This is a genomic window from Thiocapsa imhoffii (assembly GCF_016583985.1).
Lineage (GTDB): Bacteria > Pseudomonadota > Gammaproteobacteria > Chromatiales > Chromatiaceae > Thiocapsa > Thiocapsa imhoffii.
In genome coordinates, this window is sequence record NZ_NRSD01000012.1 from 101,504 (window position 1) to 126,339 (window position 24,836).

A 24,836-nucleotide genomic window follows, 5' to 3' on the forward strand; every position below is an offset into this window, starting at 1 on the left:
AGTAAAAGGGTATTTAGCCCCAACTAAATATGACAACTTTTACTATGCGGACGTTTTTAGAAAAACACAGCGACAAGTCAATCATGGTTCTGGCGAGTCTCGCCGCGGCAGCGTTGGGCGCAGTGAGTTTGCCGGTCGTGAGTTGGTTTTTTCTGCCAGCCATTGTCGACGCACTCGCTCTTATATTGCTGTGGTCGCAGTTTCTTGTGGTGGGCTCAGGGTTAGGGTTTTCATTCTTTGTAAACCGTGAGTTCTATGAGCTTGCGGAGCATTCTAGGATTCCATTTCTTAGTACACTTCTTGCTGCACAACTGGTTACGCTCGGCGTTGTTGTGCTTGTGTTGTGGTTTATTCCTCATCGACCGAGTCATCTGTTATTGGTAGTGCTCTTGTCCGCTTTTGTATTAGTGAATGATTTGACTGTTCAGTACACCCGGCTCGTGCAATGGCCGAAGGCCTTCCTGTTCCTCAAGGTGGCTCCGCGAATCGTCTGGTTGCTTTGTGTTGTCGTTTTGGGGTTACATGTGCATGGTCAGGAGCATGGATTTAGCTCAACGATGATTCTCTCTTGGTTGCTGCTCTCCATGTTGCTTGGGCAGTTTTTCTGTACAGTCGCCATGATACCCAAGATAGCTTCAATTCCGGGCGCTGAATCAGCAATTACCATTGACCGAGCTACCCGTGTATTGTGGCTGACTACGGCGTTTAAGTTCTCTCTACCATTACTTCTTGCTGCCTTGTTGTACTTCTTTATTCGCAGCGGCAGTGTTTTTATTCTGGAGAGCGCTCATGGAGTCGCGGCCGTCGCCATTGTTTCAGTGACCTTTAGCTTGGCGGCGGTGAGCTCGGTTGTCGGGCAACTATTTAATTTGTTGTGGCAGCCAAGTTTTTACCGTCGTTTAGCGGCAGGTCGGGAGCAACGCTTGTTGCGATTAGTACTGTTATGGGGAAGCCTCAGCCTCGTGTTGTGGACTCTCGTGTTAATGCTGTTCGCCCGAGCTGTTCCCGTGTTGCTTCCAGAATTCTATGGTGTCGCACAGCCACTGCTACCGATGGCGGGTGTAGCTATGCTGTTTTGCCCACTTCAACGCGTGAGTGCAATCGGAATTGAAGTGAAGCGGCGAACCTACTTGAGTTTTATCGCTATGTTCGTTGCGTTGCTGGTGAGTTTAAGTGTGGCGTATTGGTATATTCCACGGTTTGGCGCCGTGGCTGCTGTTTTAGCGATTACTCTTGGCATGTGGGTGTTTTGGATGGGAAAAACGGTTATGGCCTTGATGGTATGGGAGGAGGCGCCACGTCTGCATGTTGTGGCAATGCTCTTTGCCGGGACCCTGTGTTACGGCTATACGGTGTTACACGGGGTGGTATAGGTGTGGGGTGGGTTTGGCAGGTGCTACAGTGCAGTACGTACGAGGGGTGGGTTTGCCCTAGCCTTGATCGCTGCAAACCTGTATCTTGTGAGGCTGTTTTGAAAGCTTGCGTTGTGCAGTGCGAGATGACGAGCTATTGTCAAATCTGGTGTATGACCATGGGGTCAGAGTTTTTTCTCAGGCGGCGTCCCGTTGCTCTTCTTGGGTATCCGGCGGGTCGTCAGACACCGAAATCCCGTCTTCGTAGCGTGTCCCCCTGAGTAGCTCGGCCACTTTACTCGGGAGCACGAATGCGTCGCCAGGTCTTGGCCGCCTCTTCGCTCATCTTGAAGGTCTCATCTTGAAGGTCAGGCCGAGGAAGGTCGCGCGGGTGACGCCGTTCTTGGTGCGGCTGGTGCGATGGCGCACGGTGGCGAAGGTCGACTCGATCGGGTTGGTGGTGCGTCGGTGCCTCCAGTGCTCGGCCGGGAAGGCGAAGAAGGCAAGCAGGGCCTCGCGGTCCTTCTCGAGCTTCAATCGAGCATAGCTCACGATCGATGGCGTCCCTCAACAACGCGGTGCGAACGGCAACGAATGGATAGCCCGGGTCGGGCAGTGGTAGCCGTGTCGCACGGTCGAGGCTCAATGCATGGTGATCGGGGATCTCGCACCAGTGCCGAATGATCTCAGCGACCGTATACGTTGGCTTCTCGTGCAGCGCCCAATCTCGTGCAGGGCGAGACGCTGCGCTATCCTGCTGCTCAGCCATTGCCGACCTCCGTCCAGGCGGTGATGGTCAGGGCCTCGAAGCGGGTGGTGCCGCTCCGGGGCCTGCTGTTTTGCGGGTCTGGCGACGGTCAACCGCGCAGTTGCTCCAAGCCGAGCCCCATGGCGGCGGCGAGGCGGGCCAGCGTTGCGGTGCGCGGTTTGATCTCGCCGCGCTCCAGCCGCGCCAAGGAAGACTGTTGCATGCCGGCGCGCTCGGCAACGGCGTCTTGAGTCAGCCCCAGATGCTCGCGCCAGGCCCGCACGAGGGGTACATCGTGCAGGACATGGGCCTCGACCACGGCCTGCGGGATACCATCCCCCGCGGCGACCTGCTCGAGCAGCGGCCGGACGCGCTCCCAGTCGGCGACCGGCACCAGCACGAACGCGGGCTCCCCGTTGTGGACGATGGTCTGGTAATCAGTACGTGCGTTCATCGCGTTTCTCGACCTCCTCGATGCGGACGATCGAGATCGCCGCCAGCGCGTTGAAGAAGACCCGGTAGTTGCCGACCCGCAGGCGATACCCGTACTCATGTCCGGTGAGCGCCTTGACGTTTGCCATGTCCGGGAAGGCGCTCAATGCGGCTGTCACGGCCAGGATGCGGCCCTCTACGACCTTGTCGCCCAGCTTCTTCAACTGCTTCAGGGCTTTCGGTCGCCAGGTCACCGTGTTCGTGGGTGTGGTATACCAAAATATGACATTCTTCGCCCGCGTTTGTTATGCCGCGGGCGCACCGTGACCGCAGCGTCACTTCACCCGGCGCAACGGCGCCCCGGCTCGGTCGTCCGCAGGTTGCACGAGCCCGGCCTGATCGAGAATCCATCCCTCCAGACCGACACGCCATTTCCGCAGCAGATCCAGCGGGCGGCGCCGGTCGTGCTTCTCGGCGGTGGCGCTGGCGAAACGTGACAGCGAATATCCTGCGGGGCAATTCCTAACCTGCTTGGAGCAGAACTGTCTGCTTGACTTATACCTCGATGCTTGGCGTCATAGGATTGGCTTCACTCTGAAGGACTGGATTGCCAATGACCGACGCCATCTTCCTCCCTATGGCCCGTTACCGCGTCCTGTTCGAGACGCTGGAGACGGTTCGTCTTCTCGATTACCCAGGCTCGACTTGGCGTGGGGCTTTTGGCCATGCGCTTAAGGAGGTCGCTTGTACCTATCCCGGGCTGAGTTGTCAGGGATGCCCTGACAACTCCCAATGCCCCTATCCGCCTCTATTCGAATCCATCGACAGTGGCGACCCCCTGCGTCCCTATATTTTTGAACCCCAAGCATTTAGCGGTTATTTTCCGCCGGGCGCGATTCTGTCTCTGGATCTGGTCCTCCTGGGCTGGCTGAACAACTGGTTGCCGCTGCTCGCCGCCGCCATGCAGCGTTTAGGCGAGCGCGGATTGGGTCAGCGCGAACCCGCTCATCTGAGACTGGTAGACTTCCAATGCCAGATCGATCCAAACCGTGAACACTGGATCTCGGTCCCGCTGTCCGATCCCGACGAATCGGATGTGCAGGCACTGCAGCCGTTCTGCATCCCACCCGCGCCGTCGCGCGCGCGCTTGGATCTCATCACGCCCCTGAAGCTTAAATCCCGTGGTGTCCGGATTCAGCCCGACGCGCTCAGTGGTCGCGAGTTACTGATCGCTCTAGCGCGACGCATGGAAGCCTGTGCGAACGTCCTCGACACTCTGCCGCTCACACCCGAACCGGATCAATGGTTCCATGATTGTGAAACCCTGATCGAAGGGCGTGAACTCGCCTGGCTGGACACCCATCATTATTCCAATCGACAGCGCGAGGCGCTCAAGCTCGGCGGCCTGACCGGCCGGCTATGGCTCGGCGGGCCGGTGCTTGCGCGTATCTGGACCTGGCTCTGGCTTGGGCAATGGCTGCATCTTGGCTCTTCGACCACGATCGGACTGGGACGCTATGCCGTACGTGCGGCCGCCGATGGAGACTGGCCACGCTCCAGGCCACCACGCCGAGATAGCGCACTGATCAAGATTAAAAATCGTTCGATTCGGCGCGTTGATCAAGCATGACTATCACCATCGCTGGAGATTTAACATGCCTGCCGTCAATCGCCGCAATTTGGTCGCAAAATTCATGCGCGGCCTACCCAGCGGGGCACACCGATCAGGTCCGACCCGCGCCGACCTCAAGCGGGAAGTGCGACGCCACCTCGTGGAATGCGCCCCGTCGTTCCGGCGCTCTAAACCCAGAGATTGAGGTGAGACATAACGCGTTTCACAAAGGGAGCAAGCCAGAGACCAGGAGGGTCTCTGGTGATACAGACTCGCCCCCAAGCGCCTGCCTCTCCACGCGGACACGCTCCGCGACCAGAGCCTCCCAGTCCAGCAACCCGGCATCCTCGAGCCACTTGGGAAAGGCGAATGGTCGGTGCCAGACTCGCTGGGCAACAACCCGATCAAGTAGACGAATCGCCATGCCCCGCTCTCCCAACAGTGCCGTGAAGGCGGCTAACTCCAGAAAGTAGCGCTGTTCCTCCAATACGGTTGCGATCGCGTCCCAGGGTGGCGGCTGAGTGCCGGGCATGCCGTCGCGCCGACATAGATGCAGATAGGCAAATACAAACCCCGGAGGGCCCGCGTCGCCTGAGAACAGTCGTGCCTCCAACATTGGTATAAAGCGTTCTAGGCGCTCGATGGCAGCCGATTGCTGGCTACACCAGGCCCAGGCGGCATAGGCACGCAGCAGATAGAGTGCGTCAGCATTTCCAGGCTCTGGATTGAGTACTTCGATCCCGTCCAACCATGACTCGACCTCATGAGCCAGAGGGATAGCTGCACCATGCGGATCACGCCAGGACTCGATATAGAGCAGCCAGGCTAACTCCCGATACCCATTGCCCTTGAAGCGCGCACTCTCGGTACGTTTGAGCCGATAAAGGGTTACGGCCCGCTCGATCTGTCCCTGTCGTAGCGCAATGCGAGCAGCGCGATCGCGCAGCTTGTGGCGCTCCCAAGCAACATCCACGTCAGTACGTCGCGCCAGAGCCTCATCGAGCCACTGGTGAAGCACCGCTGCCGGTGCGGGCAGATCCATATCAATCAGTAGCGCTAACAGTTGCCCGAGCAGTCCGGCGCCCTGTTCGCACGGCTTATCAACTCCAAGTCGGCTTAGGCCTTGGGCGACTTCATGTAACGCCAGCGCATAGCGGCCTGATCGATAGTAGAGTTTCGACCAATAGTGGTGGAATGTCGGCGGCATCTGGAGTTCGCCGTACCCGAGTTTGGAGCAAGTGGCCTCCAGCCGGGGTAGACGGTGATGATCATGCGCTTCGGCCAACTGCATTTCCAAGGGCACGATCCAGGCTCGCGAAAGTGGCCAGAGGGTTTCGCTCACTGAGTCCAAACGCTCGCCTAGCCACCGTTCACCGGTCTCGTCGCCGCGACCGATCTCTAACCAGTCTCGCAAGCGCCGTTCGGTTTGGTCCAGTTTGAAGTCCTGTTGCAGGGTGCGCAGCGTCAGCCGGTCGATCAACACAGTGAGCGCCGCGTCCTCTCCGCAACGGACAGCGGCGACCAATGCCGTGTCGCTGAACTCAGTCAGTTCCGGCAAATCGCTCGTGCGCAGATCGCCGCGTCCCAACACGCGCAACAGCCGTGCGCCCCGTGCCGCACTCGCAGGACGTTGCGCATCGGTTAGGATCGCATCGAGCCGGCGTCCAGTGCGCCAGGCTTGGGCAAAGGTCGCGAGAAACTCACCGGCCGCTGCAGGGCAAGGTCGCCCGAGCGGTGCGAGCACACTAGTAGCCCCAGCCGAGAGGAGTCGTTGTCCATCGAACAGAAGGTTTCCTGCATCGTTGCCACAGGCCACGAGGATGACGAGCGGCGGCAGACCGTACGTCAGCGGAAGACTCCAAGGCCGTCCATCGGGTAGCCGAAAGGGACGTTCGCCATCGCGCTCGGTGCCATGGGCGACCACCACCAATACACCGACCTGTGACAGATCAGTTTCGGCTAGCCATTGTTCGACCGCAGCCAGTCCATCGTAGATGCGGACCGATCCATTGGCGAGCGCATCGGCGGGCTGAATCGGCTCATTCGATGCGAGCAGATTTAGCACCGCGATTTCACGTTCCGGGATGAGAGGAAGGCAGGGATCAAACAGCGCCGGGGAATGGCGTTCCACGAACAACCGCCCGAATAGAGACTGTCCATCGAGCGTCAGCCACTCAAACGGACAATCCAACCATGGGATCGGTAGGTCCAAGCTCAGATGTAGACGCAAGCAGTCGCCGCTATCCAGCAGGTCTGTCAGACGTGCCGCGAGCGGTTTAGCTAGGACTGCGCCCAGACTCAGGTGTTGCCCCCGGTCACGCAATGCCGGGGTTGACGGCTGACGATCGCTCGCCCAGGGTGTTGTGAGAGGCAGGGTGCCACAATGTTGTGCCGTCCACCAGCGCACTCCTTGGGCTTCCGGCCAGACCCAGAGATCTCGATGCCAGGACCCGTGACTAGTCTTGGCCATTTTTCAGCGAAAGCGCGTAGAGCGTTGTCCCGGTCGCATCTCGGATAAAGAACGTTAGTTCCTGATTGGCGCCAGCAATGAGATCCGTCTCGGGCATCTCCGCGGTCAGTAGAGTCTGCTGGCGTACATGCTTACCGCGCTCCAGCCCGACCAGCAGCGGTTCGCATTGAAGCAATCTCACCCGCAAGCGTACCGAGTCACCGATCGCGCCTGGAATCACCTGGTAAGAGATCCAATCCGCCAATTGCCAGGAGGTCACAATCTCCGCCTCCGGTTCCGCTGGCCCGAGGGCAGCGATCGGCTCCGGGGTGTGCGGCAAGCCAGCGGCGCGCGCGCCCTCTTTAAAGGTTTCGAGCAGGCTTTGCCACCAAGGGCGGGACGAAGCGCCAATGATGCTCTGATGTGCTTGCTCCAGGTTCGGGTTGGGCGGGATCACCACCCAGTCCTCTTGGGTAATACTCTGTCGTGCCATATCACGGACCAGGTCCGCTGCTGCGAAATAGAGCTCACGATACCGCTGGCGCGGATCCTCGCTATCACCGAGCGGCGTGCCCGTGATCACCAGATGTCCGCCGGACGTGGTGCGCTGGACCAAGGTCCCGGCTCGCGTGTTGCCTAATGGCGGCGGTGTGTTACCAAGATCCACGGCCAGATCGCGCACGGCCGCCAGACGCGCTGGCTGAAGTTGGCCAAGCACGGCGCTCGCCGCCGGCCAATACAGATGCACCGGATTCCAGATCTGCACCATGGCGGCCAGTGGATCACGGGGTTCATCCCGATCGTCAAGGACCAGATCCCAATGACTAGCGTAGTCTGTCTCCGATGCCATCAGCCAGCCATACCAGAGGTTGCGTTCCTCGGTCGGTTCTGACAGCAACACCGCCAAGGGTTGCGGCAGATCCCAACCGAGCGGACCTCGTGCATCCATAACCCGGTCGAGACGCACAATCAGACCTGGCTGCGGTTGCAGCGGCGGTGCGTGATCCTGGGTGGCGCATCGCTGGCGGACCTTAGTCGCCAGCGATGCGCGCATCGGGCGGGGCGGTGTAGTTATCGGCGGATCTGGGATGTCGGCCTCGACCCGCTTCCAGGCATTGAGCAGTTCCACACACTCTGGATCTTCGACCAAAATCAGGGGATCGGCTGGTGACAGACACGAACCCGACTCTGACCAGCGGCGCAGCATGGACAGGGAGGGGTCGAACAGGTTGGCTTCAATCACTGTCAAGGGTGGGGTGAGTTTCAGCATGGTCGACGCTCCTCGCCATGAGCACCGAGGGCTGGTGGCGACGGCAATGAAGGGTTTGTAAAAGTGCACAGGCCCGACACATCGGACGTCGGTGGCGCGACCTTGATGAGAATGGCGACCCGCATCAGCATGGCTCCTGTTCTTTTAACGCTACCAGACAGAGGATTTTCAAGGCTAGCGCCATTTCAAGCTGATGCTCAGGATCGACCTCGATTCCCAGACTCAGTAGCCACTGACCGCGATAGCTCTTGCGGAAGGCAACCAGCGCAGCATCTTGCTGCTTGGGCACGGTGATGCCTAATTTGACCGCGCGCGAATGATAGGAGGGAATCCCATGACGGCGGGCTAGGGTATTCAGCGAGATCGATCTGCTCATCTCGCCATCAAGGCAGAAATGGCAGCCAAGGTAGAGCTGAATCCAACCGCTGTCGGCGGCCAGGTGCGACCAGGCTCCACGGCCATGCAAAAAGTCCCGAGCGGCTGTGAGAACGTGCTCCAGATCGACGCCAAAAAAATCCGTGATCAATTCCCGTATGTCCGATCCCGTTTCAGTGCCCAGAGATGGCCCCAGTTCGATTGCAAGCCAGTCGCTCAACTGTTGGCGCATGGCTGCTTCATCCTCGTGACTGTCTCCTCGATCCACGGCGGACTGCTCTTCATTATCCTCCATAGGTGCCAGACCGTGCTTGAGATAAGGGTCTCGCAGCCGACTGATCAGATAACGTTCATAGTAGAAAATCAGCGCCCCACGGTGATAGAGCTCCTGGTTATGCTGGCTGAGCATCAGTACCTTATCTTCGAAAAAGTCTTGAATGTACTCCTCATGCGTCCCCCCTAAGCGGGCAATCAGATCCAGGCCCCTGTTTGACAGAGTCGAGTTGACCAAGGCGTAGAGTTCGTACCACTCGGGTTCCGACAGAGTGGCGCGGCGACGCCACAGATCGAGCAACCGCTCCTCCTCGATTCGATGCACCTGTGTCATCGTCACTGAGCACTCCCTAGTTGGCGCGCCCATTGGGCGATCTCGATGCGGGTGGAGTGATCGAGGATGCCGATTTCAATCAGGGCGGCGCTTGGTATCGCCTCAACGCGAGCGCAGAGATAGCTGTCCTGAGCCTCATGGTGAACGTTTTTGAAGAGACAGCGTTGGTGGTCGAGATGAAAAAAGAGCGCGTCCGGCTGGTTGGTTGCCGGCAGTACGTAAGTGATATCGCCCAGCACAGCCCAGGAGACAACCGGACGCCACTCGACAGGTACATGCCGATGACGCCCGAAGGTCAGGTCCGACTGGCGGGCGAGATAGCACTTGCCAAGTGCGAAGTCGGCGTTCGGTGACGGGGCGAAGGAGTGCGGCTTCGGCCGCCGTTGATAGAGATGCATGACAGACTCCCTGTGATTCAGTCAGAGAAGACGGGGTCAGTTTAACCGGACTGGCAACTCACCTGAAGATTGTCGCTGTTGCCCAGTGATCTCGGCTGTCAGCGTTGTGAAGACCAAGTTCATTCTCTTCCCTCCCTGCCATCCGGCCTAGAGCGCCGACATGCCGTGCATCACTGCCGGGTTCCTTCGGGCTATCGGCGTGCAATTTTTTCATGTTAAGCGCTCATTTTTTAAAAACATACACCCGCTTGGCGTTGGACTGATAGACCCCTTGATTCGGATGCCTAGTCCAGGATGGAGGGAGGAATCTCGACCAAGGATGGTCTGCCAGGGATGGTGAAAACCACCGATCAATCCACCTCTAAACGGAGCACGAACATGGAACGAATCGTCGTTTTCAATGATCACGCCAACATTGCCGCTGCCTTTCAACAACTCGGCTATCCGCTTGATCAAGGCGATCTCCTTGAATATCTGGCCGAAGGACGCTTCCTGGTTGAAGCGCATACTTTCGTTCCAATCGATCCACGAGATCCAAGTGGACGCGATGCGCTAGTCGAGGATCTATGGAATATCGGGTACCTGGTTCACAGCAAAATCGGCACGATCGCCGGGGATAGCTATCGCTGCGATTTCGATGTCGAACTGACGCTGGAGATGATGCGCACGGCCGAAATCGTCAAGCCAGACATCATTGTTCTGCTCTCGGGCGACAAGGATTTCGTTCCAGCTATCCTGGAGCTGCGCCGGCGCGGCATTCGTGTCGAGATCGCCGGGTTTCCGGGTCATAATGCAGCGCGCGAGGTCATGCTCAAGGGATCCGGCTTCATCGACTTGGACCGCTATCGTCAGCAGCGCTGGGAGGCGCTCGAGACACTGCCGGAATCACCGACTCAAGCTTCGACCGTCAAAGCCGCCCTAGAAGCAGGGCCACTCTAATCAGCTGAATCACTCATAGCCTCAGAGCGAGGGTCTCTACGCATGTCTGATGCCATACAGTCGCCCCTAACCGACGACATCAAAACACAACTAACTGAATTAATTGATAGAATTCGTTATTACGCCTCCTGGAGTAATCATTCGGGTGCGACTGAGATCGCCAACTACAGCCGCCAGTGCCTCGAACTCGATCCGGACTGTCAGGAACGCATCGATCAGGCTAGGGTTCAGGGGCAGGCGGACGGGGAACTGCTGACGCGCTTCTACAGATTTGGCTCGAAATTTGGCAAGGACTGCCTCAAGCGCTCCGACTATCGTCAGGCGCTCGCCGACTTAAATCGCGATCATCCATCGCTCGTCAAGCGGGCTGAACAGAACGTCAACAAAGGCATGCTGGCAAAGAAGAAATATTTAGCAGCACAAAAGCGCAAAGATGCCGGCCAACCCGTCTCAAAGGTACGGATGCCCGCCCCCGTCCAGCCTAACCATTCCGCCACGGCTCTGCCCGAACCAAGCCGCCAGAACCTCACCGCCGAGAAAACCGACACCGCTACCCTGCATCCACGTGACCTGCGCGCCCAGGCAGCGAGCGCCCATTGGCAACTGATGATCGACGAAACCGGTTCCAGCTTCGGACCGGAAGCATCCGGTCTGCATGTCGATGATCGGCAACTGGGCCGCTTCGTCGGATTGCTGATCCCACAACCTCAAGCCGGACTGCAGCCATTGCCCAAAGGCTGGCACGCCGTCGAACAGGGCGAAATCGATGAAATCGATCGCGTCATTCAGGCGGTCTTGGATGCCCCAGTCGGCGTGCTGGGCATCACCATGCTTCAGCTTCCGGAGGCGCCAGGCGAGCGCTGGGTCTTTGGTGTGATCCGCCTGATCGACCTGGTGCTGCGTTTGATGCCGCTCGATGGACCAACCGCACTTGAGGTATTGATCGAGAATCGCGGCAGCTTCAAGGGCCAAGCCCAGTGGCCGGCGGTGGCCGAGCAGGCGCGTCTGCGTCTGGCCGATGCGTATCCCGATCGCGCGCGCGCCATCGAACTGCGCATTCGCATCATCACCAAGCACGATTCTCCCTACAACGGCTATGTCGATGCCCTGGCCTACATCGCCTCCGGGGCTTCTGAGCATTCGCGTGCCTGTTTGAATGCCTCCGGGCTGCCCGGTACCTGTCTGATCGACGGCGACGCCGAGACCATCGCGCGCGCCCTGGAGTGGATGGATCGCGGGCGCACCCTGGATGGACGCGACTGGACAACGCTGCTGGCTCAACCCGACGCCGAGCAGCCGAGCAGTCTGGTCAATACCTTGCTTGAACGCCTTGGGGCGACGGCCTGCCATGATACGGCACTTTGGCGACGCTATCTCGATCATGTCACCGGACATTTCGACAGTCGCAACCTGGATCTGAAGCTACTCGGGCGGCAGGTCGTCTGGTTGGAGCGCTGGATGCCGGTTGATCAGAAGCTGCCGCCGACCTTGCGTTTGCTGTGGCTTACCTCGAATCTAGCGCGTGCGAACCATCTTGGGCAGACCGAACAGCCCTGGGTCGAGGAGATGCGACAACTGGCAAACCGCTTGATGGAAGAGGATGCACGCCTAGTCTGTCGAGCTGAGCTCAATCTGGCCGTCACTGCAACCAATCGCTATGACTTCGAGCAAGCCGGGGAGGCACTGCGTCGCTGGAATCCAACAGCCGCCTCGAGTGGCGGTAAGATGCGTGGATTGCTGCGCAAACTGCTCGGTGACTCCGACGCGGAGGAGACGGCTTCACCCAAATCCACGGCCGGACTGCGCTACTGGGGGCAGGTCAGGTCCAGTCTCGGTCAGCATCGTGCCTTCATGGGCGATCCAGCCGGAGCCGTGGCCTTCTTCGACGAGGCGCTGGAGAGCTTCGGTGCCCTGTCCGATCCCGAATCGGCACGGCGTGAGAGCCGTCAGACCCAAACTTATCGCGCCATCGCCTTAATGGACGACATGGCCTGTGACGGAGCACGGGTCCGCGCAGCGGTCGAGGCAGTGACCGGCCCTATGCCCCAAGCGCTGGAGCGGTTGGCCGCATCGATTGACCATGACGACAAATATGCCCATCACCTGGCACTGCGCTGGCTGGTCCATCGACCGGACGCGGACCTGGCGCGTCATTATCTGGATCGTCGCGATGACTGGAGCGAGGCAGAGGGACATCCCTGGCCCTTGATTCAGCTCTATCGGGCATTGCTGCTTCACCCCGATGACCCAGCGGCGGCACGCGAGCGGGCCGTCGATGGCGCGCGGCTGGCCGAGGATGGTGCCAATGGTCCGGTAGTCCATCTGATCGGCGCCTGCATCCGCGCGGTCGCCGTCGGCTGGGGCGAACCCTGGGAGGGGAACGAGACCGTCCTACGTCGGTTAGAGTCCGATTTGCCACTCGCCCACGCGCGGATCGCGCACATTCGCGCCGCCCTTTGTAAACCCTTGGCGCCGCTCGATTTGTTGCGGGAGGTGTTGCCGTTCAACTTCCGCTAGAGGGGCCCCCGACAGGTCGCGATTCTGCTCTGAGTCTCACCGATAGTTGAAAGGAAGAGTACTGAAAACTTCGCCGAGCCGATCGGTGTCGGGCGCCCGCAAGGCCGCGTCGAGCATCTCGATGATCGGCGCGGCATCCGGCAACACCCGCGCCTGATCGAGCAGGGCGCGGCCCTGGTCCTCGTATCCGCAATTCTCGAAACAGCAGGCCGCCACTGTCGCCCAGAAGGCACCAATGAGTCGCATGGTCGGTCCGTGGCATTCGAGCGCACTCACTTCGATGGCGTGCGTGAAATAGGTCTGTGCCGCCGCGCTCATGTCCGCGTCGAGTTGCTCCCGATTCCATAACAGAAAACCGCGATGACCCTGAATGCCAGGCCAGGGATGCTGCGGAGAGCCATCAGACCATTCGGCGCGTGCCGCCAGATAGGCGTCACGCGCCTCGGTTAGTTCCGGGCGCAGCACCAGGGCGCGCACGAATAGATGGTGCCGATATTGACTGGCCGGCGAGCCATCGTGGGCTAGTGCGACCGCCGTAGCGGCATCGAGACGCCCGAACACCTCGGCCAGGGCGCGCGGCGTTTCAGGCCAACCGGCATCCAGCGCATTGATTGCGCGATAGATGCGAGTCTGCTCTCCTTCACCCGCACGTTCACGGTCGCTCAGGTCCGCACGCTCGAACAGCTTCAGCGCCCGGACGAAACAGGCCTCGGCCTCATTTGCCGCGCCGCGCATCGCCCGATACTGGCCGAGCGCACTTTGGAGTCGTGCCTGCTGGCGGAGCGACAGGGCGTGAAACAGCGGATCCTCGACCCATTCCAACACCGTCAGCTCGGCATGGCCGAAAGCAAAGCGGTCGGCGTCATGCACGGCCAGATTGAGATCGGCATCAGCGCACAGTTCGCGCGCGTTCTCCCGGAGCCGGTCGCGTTCGCGCCGATACTCGCACGCCACGGCATGGCTGCGCGTCGGATCGCCATCGTGATTGGCATCCTGCAGGGCGAGCAAATACCACAGCAGACGCATGCGCGGGCCGGCGTTCTCAGGCAGGGTTGGCAGCAGGCCGCGCACGGCACCGAAGGCACGGCGCAAGCGGCATAAATCGCGCACTTTGTCGCGATAGTCCTCCTCCAGCTGTTCCAGCAGGGCGGTCTGCAACTCGGGTCGCACCGCCAGCCGACGGGCGATGTCGGTCATCACCAGCCGACCGAAGCGGCTGTCGCCGGTCTCCAGCGCAAACTCGATCACATCGGCCAAATTCGCCGAGTGCTCCAGGTGTTCCAGCCGCTCCAAGCGGGGTACCAGCTCCAGGGATAGAGGCACATAGCCGGGCAGTTTCTTGAAATTCGACCAGTTCCCCAGGGCGCGATTGACTTCGGTATGCTCCAGCGTTAAATGCGCAAGTAGATCGGCATAGGGGATGTAGCCAAAGTTTTTGTCACGCCAGGCGAAGGTGGCCAGATCCCAATGCGCGAAACGCTCCCCAGAATCGCCCGCGAGCAGGCCGCGATGGAACTCGGTGGCCTCGTCACCCTCGGGATGTGCCGGTGCAATGGCCTCGGCGCAGACATGCAGGCGGATCGTCTGCGGCATGCGGGGCAGCAGCCAGCCACAGAGCAGACGCAGGGCCTGCTGTAGCAGCAGGTCGTAATGGATGCCGGCGTGCTCATCTTCGCGCGGCAGCCGTAACGGGAAGATCAGCGGCAAACACTGGGAGCAAGACCAAAGGTGCTCCAAGGCCTGCCGAGCTTGAAGGGGTCTTTGATAGACATGGGTCGCGATCGCGGGCAGAGTTTTGAATAGATACTCGGGTGGTCCCTGACAGAGCAGACCGCCGATCACGCCTTCGTTGCGATCGATCGAGCCTCTCTCAACCGGCCAAGCCTCATCGATATAAAGCGTCAGTTCTGAGATGCCATCAAGAAAATTTTCCAGCGCGTTCGAGGTGGTTTCGAGTGCGGTGCGCAGGCTCAGATCAGCAAGTAACTTATGGTTTTGCTGGCGACGTATCTGATTGGAAAATAGCCGTTTTTTGTTGAAGTTTTTTGGTAGAATGTCCAGCGGTCCTGGGGTAACGGACATGGCCGTCGCTTCCGTTCGACCGATCCATCCATCCAGATAGACCCCGGCCAAACGGCGCACATCTTCCCAATGACCGGTACCAGCCAGTTGCTGGCCGAGATGGATCTTGCGTTCCTCAAGCCTGGGCGGATGCTCCCTCAGCGCCCGATTCACGATATGGATCGCATTCTGTACGCGCACGCCATCATTGTGGTTGGGTTGCCAAGCGCGCAAGCGTTTCGTATCAAATCCCATCTGCTCCAGCGTATCGAACACGTGCGGGTCAATCGGCAAGCGTCCCACGGCAACCATCAGACAGCGTGGAGCGAAGGTTTCCCAGGCTCTCCACCATGGGTGCAGCTGGGTTCCGAATTGTTGTGGTCTGTTCTCGCTCGGCATCGAAGTTTCACACCTCATCGTGCCCTAAATCGGCGTGCGGCTTGCTGAAGAGGCGTTCCAGGTAAAAAGGGGATTCTGATATAGACGGACACCTGGCATCCAGCAGATCGAGCGCAAGTCGGCTCCAGCATTCCAGTGGACGTTGCCGTGCGACGGAAGGATCCAGCCAGTCGACATCACCCAGCTCTCGCCCACCAGAGGGCGGTCGCTCACCATCGATCTCTGCCAGCAGTACGAACCCCAGGTGGACACGCCCAACAGCCGTTTTTTCTTCATTGATCAGACCCAAAACGGTCAGAGGCGGCAGCGGCGTCAGGCTGGGAAGTTCTTCGGCCAGTTCGCGCCGGGCGGCGGCCAGCAGGGTCTCAAGGGTGTTCTCCTGCGCGTCTCCGATCTCGATGTGTCCGCCGATTCCCACCGATCCCAGGCCATGCAATCGACGCTCGGTCCCCTGACGCCAGTAACAGGCGAGCTGGCCCCTATGGAATGCCAGGGTGTAGGTGATCAGTTGCTTGTGGCTTGGCTGCTCTTCGGCCTGCGCACGCGGCAGCCAGACCGGTACGATTCGCGCTAGTGTTTCGACCAATTGCACGCTCTCCAGCACCAACCCGCCGCAGATGGGCAACCAGTGAGGTGGTAAGTCCGCGCGGGGAAAAGCGAGCACACAGTGATCAGTCATTGCGCTCCCCCGTCTGCGTCAGCCAGCCCATCAGTTCGCCCTCGACTCGCCCCAACAGAGTGCGGCGGTCCTGGCGTTCGCAGAAGGCTGCCTGAAAGCCATTGCGTACTAATTGCAATATCTCCCACTGGGTTAGCCCCCCAGGCGTCATGGCAGCAGCCTTGTAGAGTTCGCCGCTCGCATCGGTGCGCGATATGCCCGGGTTGTCGGTGTTGACCGTCACCCGCATCCCAGCCGACAGGTACTCTTTCAGGGGATAGCGGGTATCCGGACCAGCCTGGAGCGCAAAATCCCGAAATCCAACGATCTGGTAATTGCTGCTGGGGCACATCTCCACCGCGATGCGCCGCTCGACGCAGCGCCGCAGGAGTTCCGAATTGTCTCGCAAGGTCAAGCCATGGCCGATGCGCTCTGCGCTGAGTTCGTAAGCCGCTTCCCAGATGTTGCTCACCGGTTGATCCTCGCCGGCGTGGATGCTGATCGGGATACAGGCCTCTAGCAGGGGGCGAAAAGCACCGCGCATCTCCGAGGGCGTGCGTTCCTGCTCGTTCCCGGCCAGATCGAAGCCGACGAACCGCCGACGGAAATCGGCCGATGCCACACGCTGATCCTGTGCGAGTTCGATATGCTGGACGGTCTCGCTCATGCGCCGGTGACGGCTGGCAATAAACAGCAAGCGCACATCGCAATCAGCCTCATCAGCCAGAGCTTCGAGCAGGATTTCGACCACCCGCTGCGCGGTCAGGCCGCCGCGTTTGTAGTTGTGGGGCGAACAGCGTAGCTCCAGATACCTCAGCCGGTCGCGTCGGGCGGCGCGCAGTAGCACTGCACAGGCAGTTCTCAGACTGGCCTCGCACTGCAACAAACCGGAACCCTGGAGATCACCCAGCGGTTCGTAACGAGCGATGCCGATGGCTTGGTAGCGGCGCGGATCGCACAGGTCGTCGAAAATCAGGGCATCAAGCAGCAGCGGGCGGCCGGCGAAGGCATTCAGGAAACCGCAGACGCCCCAGGGTTCCTGAGTATCCCATTGCCGGATCTGGCGCATATTTATGGCACGACCCTTGGTGCCGCTGAGCAGGATGCGCAGACCGTCGAGATCGTCCGCTGCCACACGGTCACGCACCTGCGCCAGTCGCTTCGCCAGATCGGGATTGTCCGCCTCGCGCTCCCGTACCTTCGCATCACTGGCTGCGGCGACCTCGATCAGGCTCTCGGCGTCCAGAATCCCGCCGAAATGACAGTGTAGGTCGCTCTTGGGCAATCGCGCGAGCCAGCGCCGATCCGTCTCCGCTTGTGCTGGATCCGCGCCGATGCGCATCTCGCGCAATGCCTGGATTCGATCCGGCGGCAGCATATAGAGACCATGGAAGTTGCTCTGAGTCTCTGCATCGCTAACCTGACGACTGAAGTTATAAATCAGGCTGTCGGCCTGTCTGAGTCGACGACGCACCTCGTCGTAAAGATACGATCCAGGCTCGACGGCACCGCCTTCAGACGACAACGGATAATCCTTGGTGCGGATACCAGGGTTTACCTCCAACGCAGCATGGGGGGGGCAGCGGCCCATCGTGACAAGGGGCTGGTAGAGATCCGTATAGGGCGCCGGTAGTGGCGCTATAAAGACGCCGACATCCTGATCGGAAAGACGAGGGACACTAGATGGAAGCTGTCGATCAACCACATGGAGTAATGCATCGCAGCCAAAAAATATACCGGCCTGCTGCATCTCGGCGCTCATCGTTTTGCGTCCGCCCGCCAGCGACAGATATAGCCGCCCATCTCGGGTGGCCTCGCGCCCAAGCAGTACGAGCCGATAAATGAGGTCGGCCATCGCTCGGTTCTCGCTGACGCTTGCCAACTCATCAACGCCTCGCGGATGCCAGATTCGGATTGGAATACCAAGAAGCGAAGCCCACCTCTGGAGACGCTCAGTGCGCATCTTCTCGGTAGTTACAATCCAGATTGCATCCACCGGAAGGATCGCATAATCGACCCGTTGAGCGGCGATCTGGACTACATTGCCATGGGCGGCATACAGATCAAGCTGCTTCGGATTGGTGAAGCCATAGAGTTCCGGGATGATAGCCCAAGAGGTACCCAGGGTTGAGATCAGGAGGTTCATCGGCCTCAAATCATTGAATTGAAAGAAGTCATTAGTGTTCTTGAAGTTGCATGCAAATCCTATGCTCACATAGGCTATTCAATGTTAATAGGTGTTTAGCGCAAGAAATCCTTGAAGCCGGACGGTCTCTGACTTCGTGGCATGATCCGGCCAAGTGGACCTCAAGCGCAATGAAAGCAATCCTTCCGTCGCTGCGTCACGCTATCGGTATCGGGATAGAGGCGGGGCAGGGCATGGCCCTCATAGACCAGGATCGGCACCGTTGGGCGTCCAGTATACTGATTGATCAGCGTCTCGACCGCGAGCGCGGCGATTAGTGCGTTGAGTGTTTTGACCGCCGGTTCCTTGACTGCGCGCCCGCTGACATAACCTCGCCGTTCCAGCACCTCGCCAAGACCACCGACGGTTTCGGCTGCGATCTGAGTCGGTGCCACGCGCCCGAGACAGTTCAGGCACAGCCGATCACCCTGGCGTGCCAGAATCACCTCACCACTCATGTCGGTCATCCGGCCTTCCTCGACGCTGATGTTGCTTCCGGCGGCGATCAGCGGAATCCCGAAGCGCAGGGCCAAGGTCTGGGTCGCATAGCGGCTGGAATGGCTATCGGTGGACAGCAGAATCCAGTCCGACTCAACTAGGGCCGGCAGAAGGCGTTCATCCTCAATCATGACGGGGTGAGTCTCGATCCGCGCTTCGGGGTTGATACGACGTAAATGCTCGGCGACAACCTCGACCTTGAGCCGACACTGCTTGGCATCGCTTGCATAAGCGCCGACAATACGATTGAGATTGGTCATCTCGACATGGTCGTGGTCGATCAGGTGTAGATGATGAAAACCGCTGTGGACCAGGTTCTCGGCGATCGCCGAGCCCAGTCCGCCCACGCCCACCACGGCCACGCACTGATCACGTACGATGTGGCGCAGGACATCCAGCCCCAATGCCAGGGTGCTGCGCGCCAAAAACCCTTGTTCTGGCTCCAGCGCCGCTGGCAGTAACGCGGGATCGTCCAAATCCTCTAGACAGGGCCAGCGTTCGAGGATGGTCTGGGTCTTGATGCGGGCTGAGCGCGCGCGTGGCCGTCCGTCCTCGTATTCCCACAGACGCGCTGAGTAGTCCCCGCGCGAGAGCACGATGCTAGCGTAATGAATCCCGTCGAGGGTGTCGTTGAGCCATTGATGAAAGAGCACCTCGTCTCGGTCATCAACGACTGAAAAGGCCGCGCCACGCTCCGAGAAGGGATGCGTATGCACATCGATCAGGGTATCGACATCGCCACGCCGCTGCATCTCCACCAACCTATCATAGACGTACTCGCGCCGTAGGTGTAGATGCGCCAGGCCACGGCTCTCATAGTCCTCTGGGCGCGGATGGCAAACGTCGACGATCTTGACCATCGTACGGGTATTAATACGATGCCGTTGTCCGAAAAGTAAGGCGAAGCTTTCGCGCTCGGTATCGGCTAGAAGCTGCTCACGGAGGGCTGCAAACAGCCCCTGGGGAAAGCGCAGACGAATGGCGTCCATAGTCTCAATTCCCCAGCACTTCATTGATGAGATGGAAGTAGGTGTAGAGATTGTCACCCTCGCGCCAGCTACGGGCCGGCTGCCAAGCGCCGTCATGGATATAAGCACAGTACCACTTCCAACCGCGCGCGATCGGCTCATCCCAAGCATTGTGTGCGACGCCTTGAAAAAAATGCCCATCCGGAGAAATCGGGATATCGGCCATCATGTAGAAGCCAATCGGTGGCAAAGCCGGGTATTCGTTCGGAAAAGCAACGAGCAACGGTGTTTCTCGCGCGATCGAATGCCAACGCTTCGGTAGATAATAGTTCGGCACGACCATCCAGTGTGCCTCCTCCTCATCGAACTCCAGGCCTTTTTTGAACAGATGCTCGGCCACGTCGACCACCTGTTCGGTGATAAGACGCTTCGAATGGGCAGAACGTTGGCCGCCGAAGCTATGCCCTTTCGAGCGATCCGGCATGGAGGTCACCTTAGCGCCACGTCCGTGCTTGTCAACCAGTTCAAACGGGCTGTAATGCCGGTTGGGGTCGATCTGCTGCACCTTGCCTCCGCATTCAAGGATCGGGCGCCGACCGTTTCCCGCCTGTGCCTGGCGTACTAGGTCGCGTCCGGGGACACCATTGCGGATGTTCTTGGGGTCGATCCGTCTGCCGTTGATGATAGCCATCTCTATCTCCTGTGATGGTGTTAGTGAACAGTAACCGATGCCTTGATTCGTCCTATATCTAAGGAGCGGTGTTCAATGCTGCCCAACGGTTAGCCGCCATGAAGAGAACGCTTGCCTCAAAGAGGCACCGCTAAACCAAGCCGCGACTAATCCTAGCCAAAGGTGATTCATGAGTGCTGCAATCAAGGCGCTCAGCCCAAGAGCAAGGCTGGTCAGAATCCAGAAGTGCTGCACATAGTGATCCGGTTTGACTCCCTGTTTCCGTGAGGAAGGAGAGACCGAATACAGTGCTTGGGACCGACGGAATTGATTGGCATGAGGGATCTTCGCCATCGCACTGACTCCAAGGATTGCTGAAACCGATAGGCTATATAAATCATATAGTTAAGGGGGCTCTGTCCACGGTGAACGTATCCTTTCCCTCCCCCTCAGTGTCTTAACGCAGCGGATATCAACATTTTAAAAAATAGTGCCTGTGGGCTGTTGAGCTTCTTGAAAAAGTGCGCGTTGATCATGTTCTCGAAGATGCTTACAACAGATCTACCATAACGAAAAGTACACCTCTGTAGTCAACGCAAACGATTGAAGTATTTTTAAACAGAAAAGTTCAGGGTGAGTAGCAGGGAGCGAGAGGTGTGTTTATGAACAGTCATAATCTCCTGACTCTACTGAAGTAACAGTAGCAGTAGGGTCTTCCCGAGAGCAGATCGGAGATACTCACAACCCGTGAGCCGCTAAGCTCACGCTTTTGAAGAGTACAGATGGACAATTTTGAGAGCCTAAGCCACTCCAAATGGGAGTGCTAATATCCATTATGTGTTCATCCCGAAAGATCGCCTCAACGCGCTCTACGAGCAACTTTGGTTGCAGCTCAGGGAAGACTTTCAATGGCTGAAACGGAAAAAAAGGAAAGCCGGGTCGAAAAGTGGCATCTGATTGCAGCACTTTTATGCCTGGGGATAGGTTGTCTCAAGCGTCGTTCGGAATGTAGCGACGATCCAAGAGTGTAACCATAACTAGTAGCGCTAAGATTCGTCAGACCGCATAGGTGCGTAAAAGTCTTTGGGTAACCATCGTTTCATCGCCTCTAAATCGGCTCTATTCGCCAGACCTGGTCTATCGGACCCGCCAGGACGCGATCGATGAGTTTCATCGCCTCTAAATCGGCTCTATTCGCCAGACTCAACCACTTGAGAGTTCTACGAAATGACAATTTCGTTTCATCGCCTCTAAATCGGCTCTATTCGCCAGACCCTCTGTACTCTTGCAATGGCAAGAAATCCCGGTTTCATCGCCTCTAAATCGGCTCTATTCGCCAGACGAGGTGCTGTGGTCGGCTGACGTCTGGGGCGGCGGTTTCATCGCCTCTAAATCGGCTCTATTCGCCAGACGATGCCGCATTCGCGGTGTGGGAGTACCGCGGACGTTTCATCGCCTCTAAATCGGCTCTATTCGCCAGACAGATAATCATGCACCGGGATGGAATCACCCTCCGGTTTCATCGCCTCTAAATCGGCTCTATTCGCCAGACGTGGAAACCGGGTACCTGTGGGACCTGGACATCGTTTCATCGCCTCTAAATCGGCTCTATTCGCCAGACTAATAAAAGAGAAAAAAATGCTAAAAATACGAATGTTTCATCGCCTCTAAATCGGCTCTATTCGCCAGACTTATGCCAATTCAAATAAGAATTGGCTCAATGTTGTTTCATCGCCTCTAAATCGGCTCTATTCGCCAGACCCAACTGGGTGCTGAAAGGGTTTTGGATGATCAGTTTCATCGCCTCTAAATCGGCTCTATTCGCCAGACCGTTGATCCCCTGTGTGGTTTCTAGTGGGGTTAGTTTCATCGCCTCTAAATCGGCTCTATTCGCCAGACGAGTCCACTGGCTTCTCCCTCGCCCGAGGGAAAAGTTTCATCGCCTCTAAATCGGCTCTATTCGCCAGACCCTTTTCGGAGTCGTTGCCGGTAATGGTGCGATTGTTTCATCGCCTCTAAATCGGCTCTATTCGCCAGACGCAATGATCCGCGCCAAAAGCGCGGGCCGTTCTGGTTTCATCGCCTCTAAATCGGCTCTATTCGCCAGACACGGAAGCAGAAAGAACAGACATTTACATTACGGTTTCATCGCCTCTAAATCGGCTCTATTCGCCAGACGCTTGTCACTGGGATAGCCTTGGCGGTCACGTCGTTTCATCGCCTCTAAATCGGCTCTATTCGCCAGACGCTTGTCACTGGGATAGCCTTGGCGGTCACGTCGTTTCATCGCCTCTAAATCGGCTCTATTCGCCAGACTAGTTGACGAGCGAGATTGCGTGGAGGAGTGTCGTTTCATCGCCTCTAAATCGGCTCTATTCGCCAGACTTTTTTTTTCCCTCGGGCGAGGGTGAGCCGTTTCATCGCCTCTAAATCGGCTCTATTCGCCAGACATCAAAATGTGTTGGTACATTAGTTTCAACTTTTGTTTCATCGCCTCTAAATCGGCTCTATTCGCCAGACCGAAAGTCAGTGATAAACGCCCAAAAGTTGAAACGTTTCATCGCCTCTAAATCGGCTCTATTCGCCAGACTTTTCGGTAAATCTGACTCGATCAGGTTTGTAGAGTTTCATCGCCTCTAAATCGGCTCTATTCGCCAGACTTAACCTAAAAAAGGAATATTACGCCTAATCAAAGTTTCATCGCCTCTAAATCGGCTCTATTCGCCAGACGCGTTTGCATGCCTCGTTCGCACACCGAAGATGAGTTTCATCGCCTCTAAATCGGCTCTATTCGCCAGACCCATCAACCACTGGAGACACACCGGCATGGTAGTGTTTCATCGCCTCTAAATCGGCTCTATTCGCCAGACGGATGGAAAGAAAACGGTACAAAATTATTTTACAGTTTCATCGCCTCTAAATCGGCTCTATTCGCCAGACCTATACTCTCTATGTTAAGAGCTGAATGATTTTAGTTTCATCGCCTCTAAATCGGCTCTATTCGCCAGACGAGTTAAGAGAAAGAGCCGCGAAAGTTAAAGTGGTTTCATCGCCTCTAAATCGGCTCTATTCGCCAGACATTGCAGGAACTGAAGTGTTGAAAGGCGAGGAGCGTTTCATCGCCTCTAAATCGGCTCTATTCGCCAGACTACCGTGAACCCATCTACGGATATCCCGTAGGAGGTTTCATCGCCTCTAAATCGGCTCTATTCGCCAGACGGGCACTGTCTTAGAGCATATTCTTATTTTAAGGTTTCATCGCCTCTAAATCGGCTCTATTCGCCAGACTCATGTACGGACCGCCCCACAATTTTTGGAAGTAGTTTCATCGCCTCTAAATCGGCTCTATTCGCCAGACTTGGTCTACAAGACCTACCAGGACGCGATGGACGGTTTCATCGCCTCTAAATCGGCTCTATTCGCCAGACTTATCGAGGAGAATACAATGAAAGTCATCGTAAAGTTTCATCGCCTCTAAATCGGCTCTATTCGCCAGACAACTATTTCTGGTCATGCTCATGGAAGAGTTTTGTTTCATCGCCTCTAAATCGGCTCTATTCGCCAGACCCATTCTCTGCGACATATTGATGGTGCTGAGATGGTTTCATCGCCTCTAAATCGGCTCTATTCGCCAGACTCGAAGCAAAGTCTCGCGTTTAAGGGAGATACTGTTTCATCGCCTCTAAATCGGCTCTATTCGCCAGACGGGTTGGTAGATGCGATCAATCGGAATCATCCGGTTTCATCGCCTCTAAATCGGCTCTATTCGCCAGACATGGAGAAGAGGGCGGGAATACCATGCGGAGTAGTTTCATCGCCTCTAAATCGGCTCTATTCGCCAGACTCAACCAACCAGGAGATGAAACGATGACTGTAACCGTTTCATCGCCTCTAAATCGGCTCTATTCGCCAGACATTCATTTTGGCAAAGTGGACTCAATCCGCTTTGTTTCATCGCCTCTAAATCGGCTCTATTCGCCAGACCGTTCGTCTACCCGATTCGTGAAGGGATAATCGTTTCATCGCCTCTAAATCGGCTCTATTCGCCAGACCAATCTGCAGAACGTTGGCTTAAGAACTGGGCAGTTTCATCGCCTCTAAATCGGCTCTATTCGCCAGACGTGCAATGGTTGCCAGTATCGTGACTGCAATTGCGTTTCATCGCCTCTAAATCGGCTCTATTCGCCAGACGAATTGGCAGCAGTAACAGACGACCCGACCCCCAGGGTTTCATCGCCTCTAAATCGGCTCTATTCGCCAGACTCATGCTGCGGTATCCAGGGGCACGTTACTACCTGTTTCATCGCCTCTAAATCGGCTCTATTCGCCAGACCGTATTGGAGTAATTTAAGTAAAGAGTTCATCCGTTTCATCGCCTCTAAATCGGCTCTATTCGCCAGACCCCAATTGAAGTCCTTGTAGGGGTGGTCTATCCGTTTCATCGCCTCTAAATCGGCTCTATTCGCCAGACCCATTAACCTATTTAGGAGAACAAAAATGCAAATGTTTCATCGCCTCTAAATCGGCTCTATTCGCCAGACGCAGACTTAGTGACTCGTCTGCATAACGAACTTCGTTTCATCGCCTCTAAATAAAACGGGTAATCCCCCGGCTCTGCCGGGGTGACCGTAGCAGTTTGACATTTCCGGGAGTCCATCGGGGACACTCCGCAGCGTGAGCCGCCAAGCACACGCTTGT

General features: G+C 57.6%; 15 protein-coding genes, 1 pseudogene and 1 CRISPR repeat array. Of the genes and pseudogenes, 5 read left to right on the forward strand and 11 right to left on the reverse strand.

All coding sequences use genetic code 11. The annotated features are described in order from the left end of the window. Positions 1-44 precede the first annotated feature (44 nt). On the forward strand, positions 45-1,373 hold the full coding sequence (locus CKO25_RS12515; RefSeq protein WP_200388264.1) for a lipopolysaccharide biosynthesis protein: 1,329 nt from the start codon (positions 45-47) through the stop codon (positions 1,371-1,373). A gap of 177 nt (positions 1,374-1,550) precedes the next feature. Here CKO25_RS12515 and CKO25_RS21215 read toward each other — a convergent pair. From CKO25_RS21215 to CKO25_RS12530, 3 genes and pseudogenes are all read right to left on the reverse strand, one after another. Next, positions 1,551-1,886 (reverse strand): annotated as a pseudogene (locus CKO25_RS21215) (transposase); the annotation flags it as partial. Between the two features lie 323 nt (positions 1,887-2,209). Next, a complete protein-coding gene (locus CKO25_RS12525) occupies positions 2,210-2,554 on the reverse strand; it encodes a type II toxin-antitoxin system prevent-host-death family antitoxin (RefSeq protein WP_200388298.1) in 345 nt (114 codons plus the stop codon). After that, the gene (locus tag CKO25_RS12530) at positions 2,538-2,786 is read right to left on the reverse strand and encodes a type II toxin-antitoxin system RelE family toxin (RefSeq protein WP_338115123.1); all 249 of its coding nucleotides are present in this window, start codon (positions 2,784-2,786) and stop codon (positions 2,538-2,540) included. Before CKO25_RS12530 ends, CKO25_RS12525 begins: the two co-directional genes overlap by 17 nt. 359 nt (positions 2,787-3,145) lie before the next feature. Here CKO25_RS12530 and cas6 point away from each other — a divergent pair, with 359 nt between their 5' ends. Beyond that, a complete protein-coding gene (gene cas6 / locus CKO25_RS12535; protein ID WP_200388265.1) occupies positions 3,146-4,162 on the forward strand; it encodes a CRISPR system precrRNA processing endoribonuclease RAMP protein Cas6 in 1,017 nt (338 codons plus the stop codon). 205 nt (positions 4,163-4,367) lie between these two features. On the opposite strand, the gene CKO25_RS12540 is transcribed toward cas6, so the two are convergent. From CKO25_RS12540 to CKO25_RS12550, 3 genes are all read right to left on the reverse strand, one after another. Continuing rightward, a complete protein-coding gene (locus CKO25_RS12540) occupies positions 4,368-6,614 on the reverse strand; it encodes a hypothetical protein (RefSeq protein WP_200388266.1) in 2,247 nt (748 codons plus the stop codon). Beyond that, positions 6,601-7,863 (reverse strand): hypothetical protein, encoded by a 1,263-nt coding sequence (locus tag CKO25_RS12545; protein ID WP_200388267.1) that lies wholly within the window; start codon positions 7,861-7,863, stop codon positions 6,601-6,603. Before CKO25_RS12545 ends, CKO25_RS12540 begins: the two co-directional genes overlap by 14 nt. A gap of 124 nt (positions 7,864-7,987) precedes the next feature. Then, positions 7,988-8,851, reverse strand: coding sequence for a hypothetical protein (locus CKO25_RS12550; RefSeq protein ID WP_200388268.1), 864 nt, complete (start codon positions 8,849-8,851; stop codon positions 7,988-7,990). A gap of 26 nt (positions 8,852-8,877) precedes the next feature. Between CKO25_RS12550 and CKO25_RS12555 the strand changes: the two genes are divergently transcribed. The 3 genes from CKO25_RS12555 to CKO25_RS12565 all read left to right on the forward strand — a co-directional run bounded on the left by CKO25_RS12555 (position 8,878) and on the right by CKO25_RS12565 (position 12,699). Next, positions 8,878-9,198 (forward strand): hypothetical protein, encoded by a 321-nt coding sequence (locus tag CKO25_RS12555; protein WP_200388269.1) that lies wholly within the window; start codon positions 8,878-8,880, stop codon positions 9,196-9,198. A 423-nt stretch (positions 9,199-9,621) separates the two neighbouring features. Then, positions 9,622-10,182 carry a LabA-like NYN domain-containing protein gene (locus tag CKO25_RS12560; RefSeq protein ID WP_200388270.1) on the forward strand — a complete coding sequence of 187 codons (561 nt, stop codon included), beginning with the start codon at positions 9,622-9,624 and terminating at the stop codon, positions 10,180-10,182. A 42-nt stretch (positions 10,183-10,224) separates the two neighbouring features. Beyond that, positions 10,225-12,699: a hypothetical protein gene (locus CKO25_RS12565; RefSeq protein WP_200388271.1), complete on the forward strand. Its 2,475-nt coding sequence runs from the start codon at positions 10,225-10,227 to the stop codon at positions 12,697-12,699. A gap of 36 nt (positions 12,700-12,735) precedes the next feature. Here CKO25_RS12565 and CKO25_RS12570 read toward each other — a convergent pair whose 3' ends face one another. The 5 genes from CKO25_RS12570 to CKO25_RS12590 all read right to left on the reverse strand — a co-directional run bounded on the left by CKO25_RS12570 (position 12,736) and on the right by CKO25_RS12590 (position 20,159). Beyond that, a complete protein-coding gene (locus CKO25_RS12570; RefSeq protein ID WP_200388272.1) occupies positions 12,736-15,159 on the reverse strand; it encodes a hypothetical protein in 2,424 nt (807 codons plus the stop codon). A gap of 7 nt (positions 15,160-15,166) precedes the next feature. Beyond that, positions 15,167-15,838, reverse strand: a complete 672-nt coding sequence (locus CKO25_RS12575; protein WP_200388273.1) for an NUDIX domain-containing protein — start codon at positions 15,836-15,838, stop codon at positions 15,167-15,169. After that, positions 15,831-17,963 carry a CRISPR-associated ring nuclease gene (locus CKO25_RS12580; protein ID WP_200388274.1) on the reverse strand — a complete coding sequence of 711 codons (2,133 nt, stop codon included), beginning with the start codon at positions 17,961-17,963 and terminating at the stop codon, positions 15,831-15,833. The genes CKO25_RS12575 and CKO25_RS12580 overlap by 8 nt, the downstream gene beginning before the upstream one ends. A gap of 161 nt (positions 17,964-18,124) precedes the next feature. Further along, a complete protein-coding gene (locus CKO25_RS12585) occupies positions 18,125-19,489 on the reverse strand; it encodes a ThiF family adenylyltransferase (RefSeq protein WP_200388275.1) in 1,365 nt (454 codons plus the stop codon). A gap of 4 nt (positions 19,490-19,493) precedes the next feature. Beyond that, positions 19,494-20,159, reverse strand: coding sequence for a hypothetical protein (locus tag CKO25_RS12590; RefSeq protein WP_200388276.1), 666 nt, complete (start codon positions 20,157-20,159; stop codon positions 19,494-19,496). Between the two features lie 1,075 nt (positions 20,160-21,234). Then, positions 21,235-24,680: a CRISPR direct-repeat array (repeat unit 36 nt; unit sequence GTTTCATCGCCTCTAAATCGGCTCTATTCGCCAGAC). The last annotated feature ends 156 nt before the right edge of the window (positions 24,681-24,836 follow it).

What these genes read in the sequence shown, in the direction of transcription:
- CKO25_RS12515 (WP_200388264.1), top strand. Translation starts at nt 45, where the DNA reads ATGCGGACGTTTTTAGAAAAACACAGCGACAAGTCAATCATGGTTCTG.
- CKO25_RS12525 (WP_200388298.1), bottom strand. Translation starts at nt 2,554, where the DNA reads ATGAACGCACGTACTGATTACCAGACCATCGTCCACAACGGGGAGCCC.
- CKO25_RS12545 (WP_200388267.1), bottom strand. Translation starts at nt 7,863, where the DNA reads ATGCTGAAACTCACCCCACCCTTGACAGTGATTGAAGCCAACCTGTTC.
- cas6 (WP_200388265.1), top strand. Translation starts at nt 3,146, where the DNA reads ATGACCGACGCCATCTTCCTCCCTATGGCCCGTTACCGCGTCCTGTTC.
- CKO25_RS12580 (WP_200388274.1), bottom strand. Translation starts at nt 17,963, where the DNA reads ATGAACCTCCTGATCTCAACCCTGGGTACCTCTTGGGCTATCATCCCG.
- CKO25_RS12585 (WP_200388275.1), bottom strand. Translation starts at nt 19,489, where the DNA reads ATGGACGCCATTCGTCTGCGCTTTCCCCAGGGGCTGTTTGCAGCCCTC.
- CKO25_RS12560 (WP_200388270.1), top strand. Translation starts at nt 9,622, where the DNA reads ATGGAACGAATCGTCGTTTTCAATGATCACGCCAACATTGCCGCTGCC.
- CKO25_RS12565 (WP_200388271.1), top strand. Translation starts at nt 10,225, where the DNA reads ATGTCTGATGCCATACAGTCGCCCCTAACCGACGACATCAAAACACAA.
- CKO25_RS12575 (WP_200388273.1), bottom strand. Translation starts at nt 15,838, where the DNA reads ATGACTGATCACTGTGTGCTCGCTTTTCCCCGCGCGGACTTACCACCT.
- CKO25_RS12570 (WP_200388272.1), bottom strand. Translation starts at nt 15,159, where the DNA reads ATGCCGAGCGAGAACAGACCACAACAATTCGGAACCCAGCTGCACCCA.
- CKO25_RS12590 (WP_200388276.1), bottom strand. Translation starts at nt 20,159, where the DNA reads ATGGCTATCATCAACGGCAGACGGATCGACCCCAAGAACATCCGCAAT.
- CKO25_RS12540 (WP_200388266.1), bottom strand. Translation starts at nt 6,614, where the DNA reads ATGGCCAAGACTAGTCACGGGTCCTGGCATCGAGATCTCTGGGTCTGG.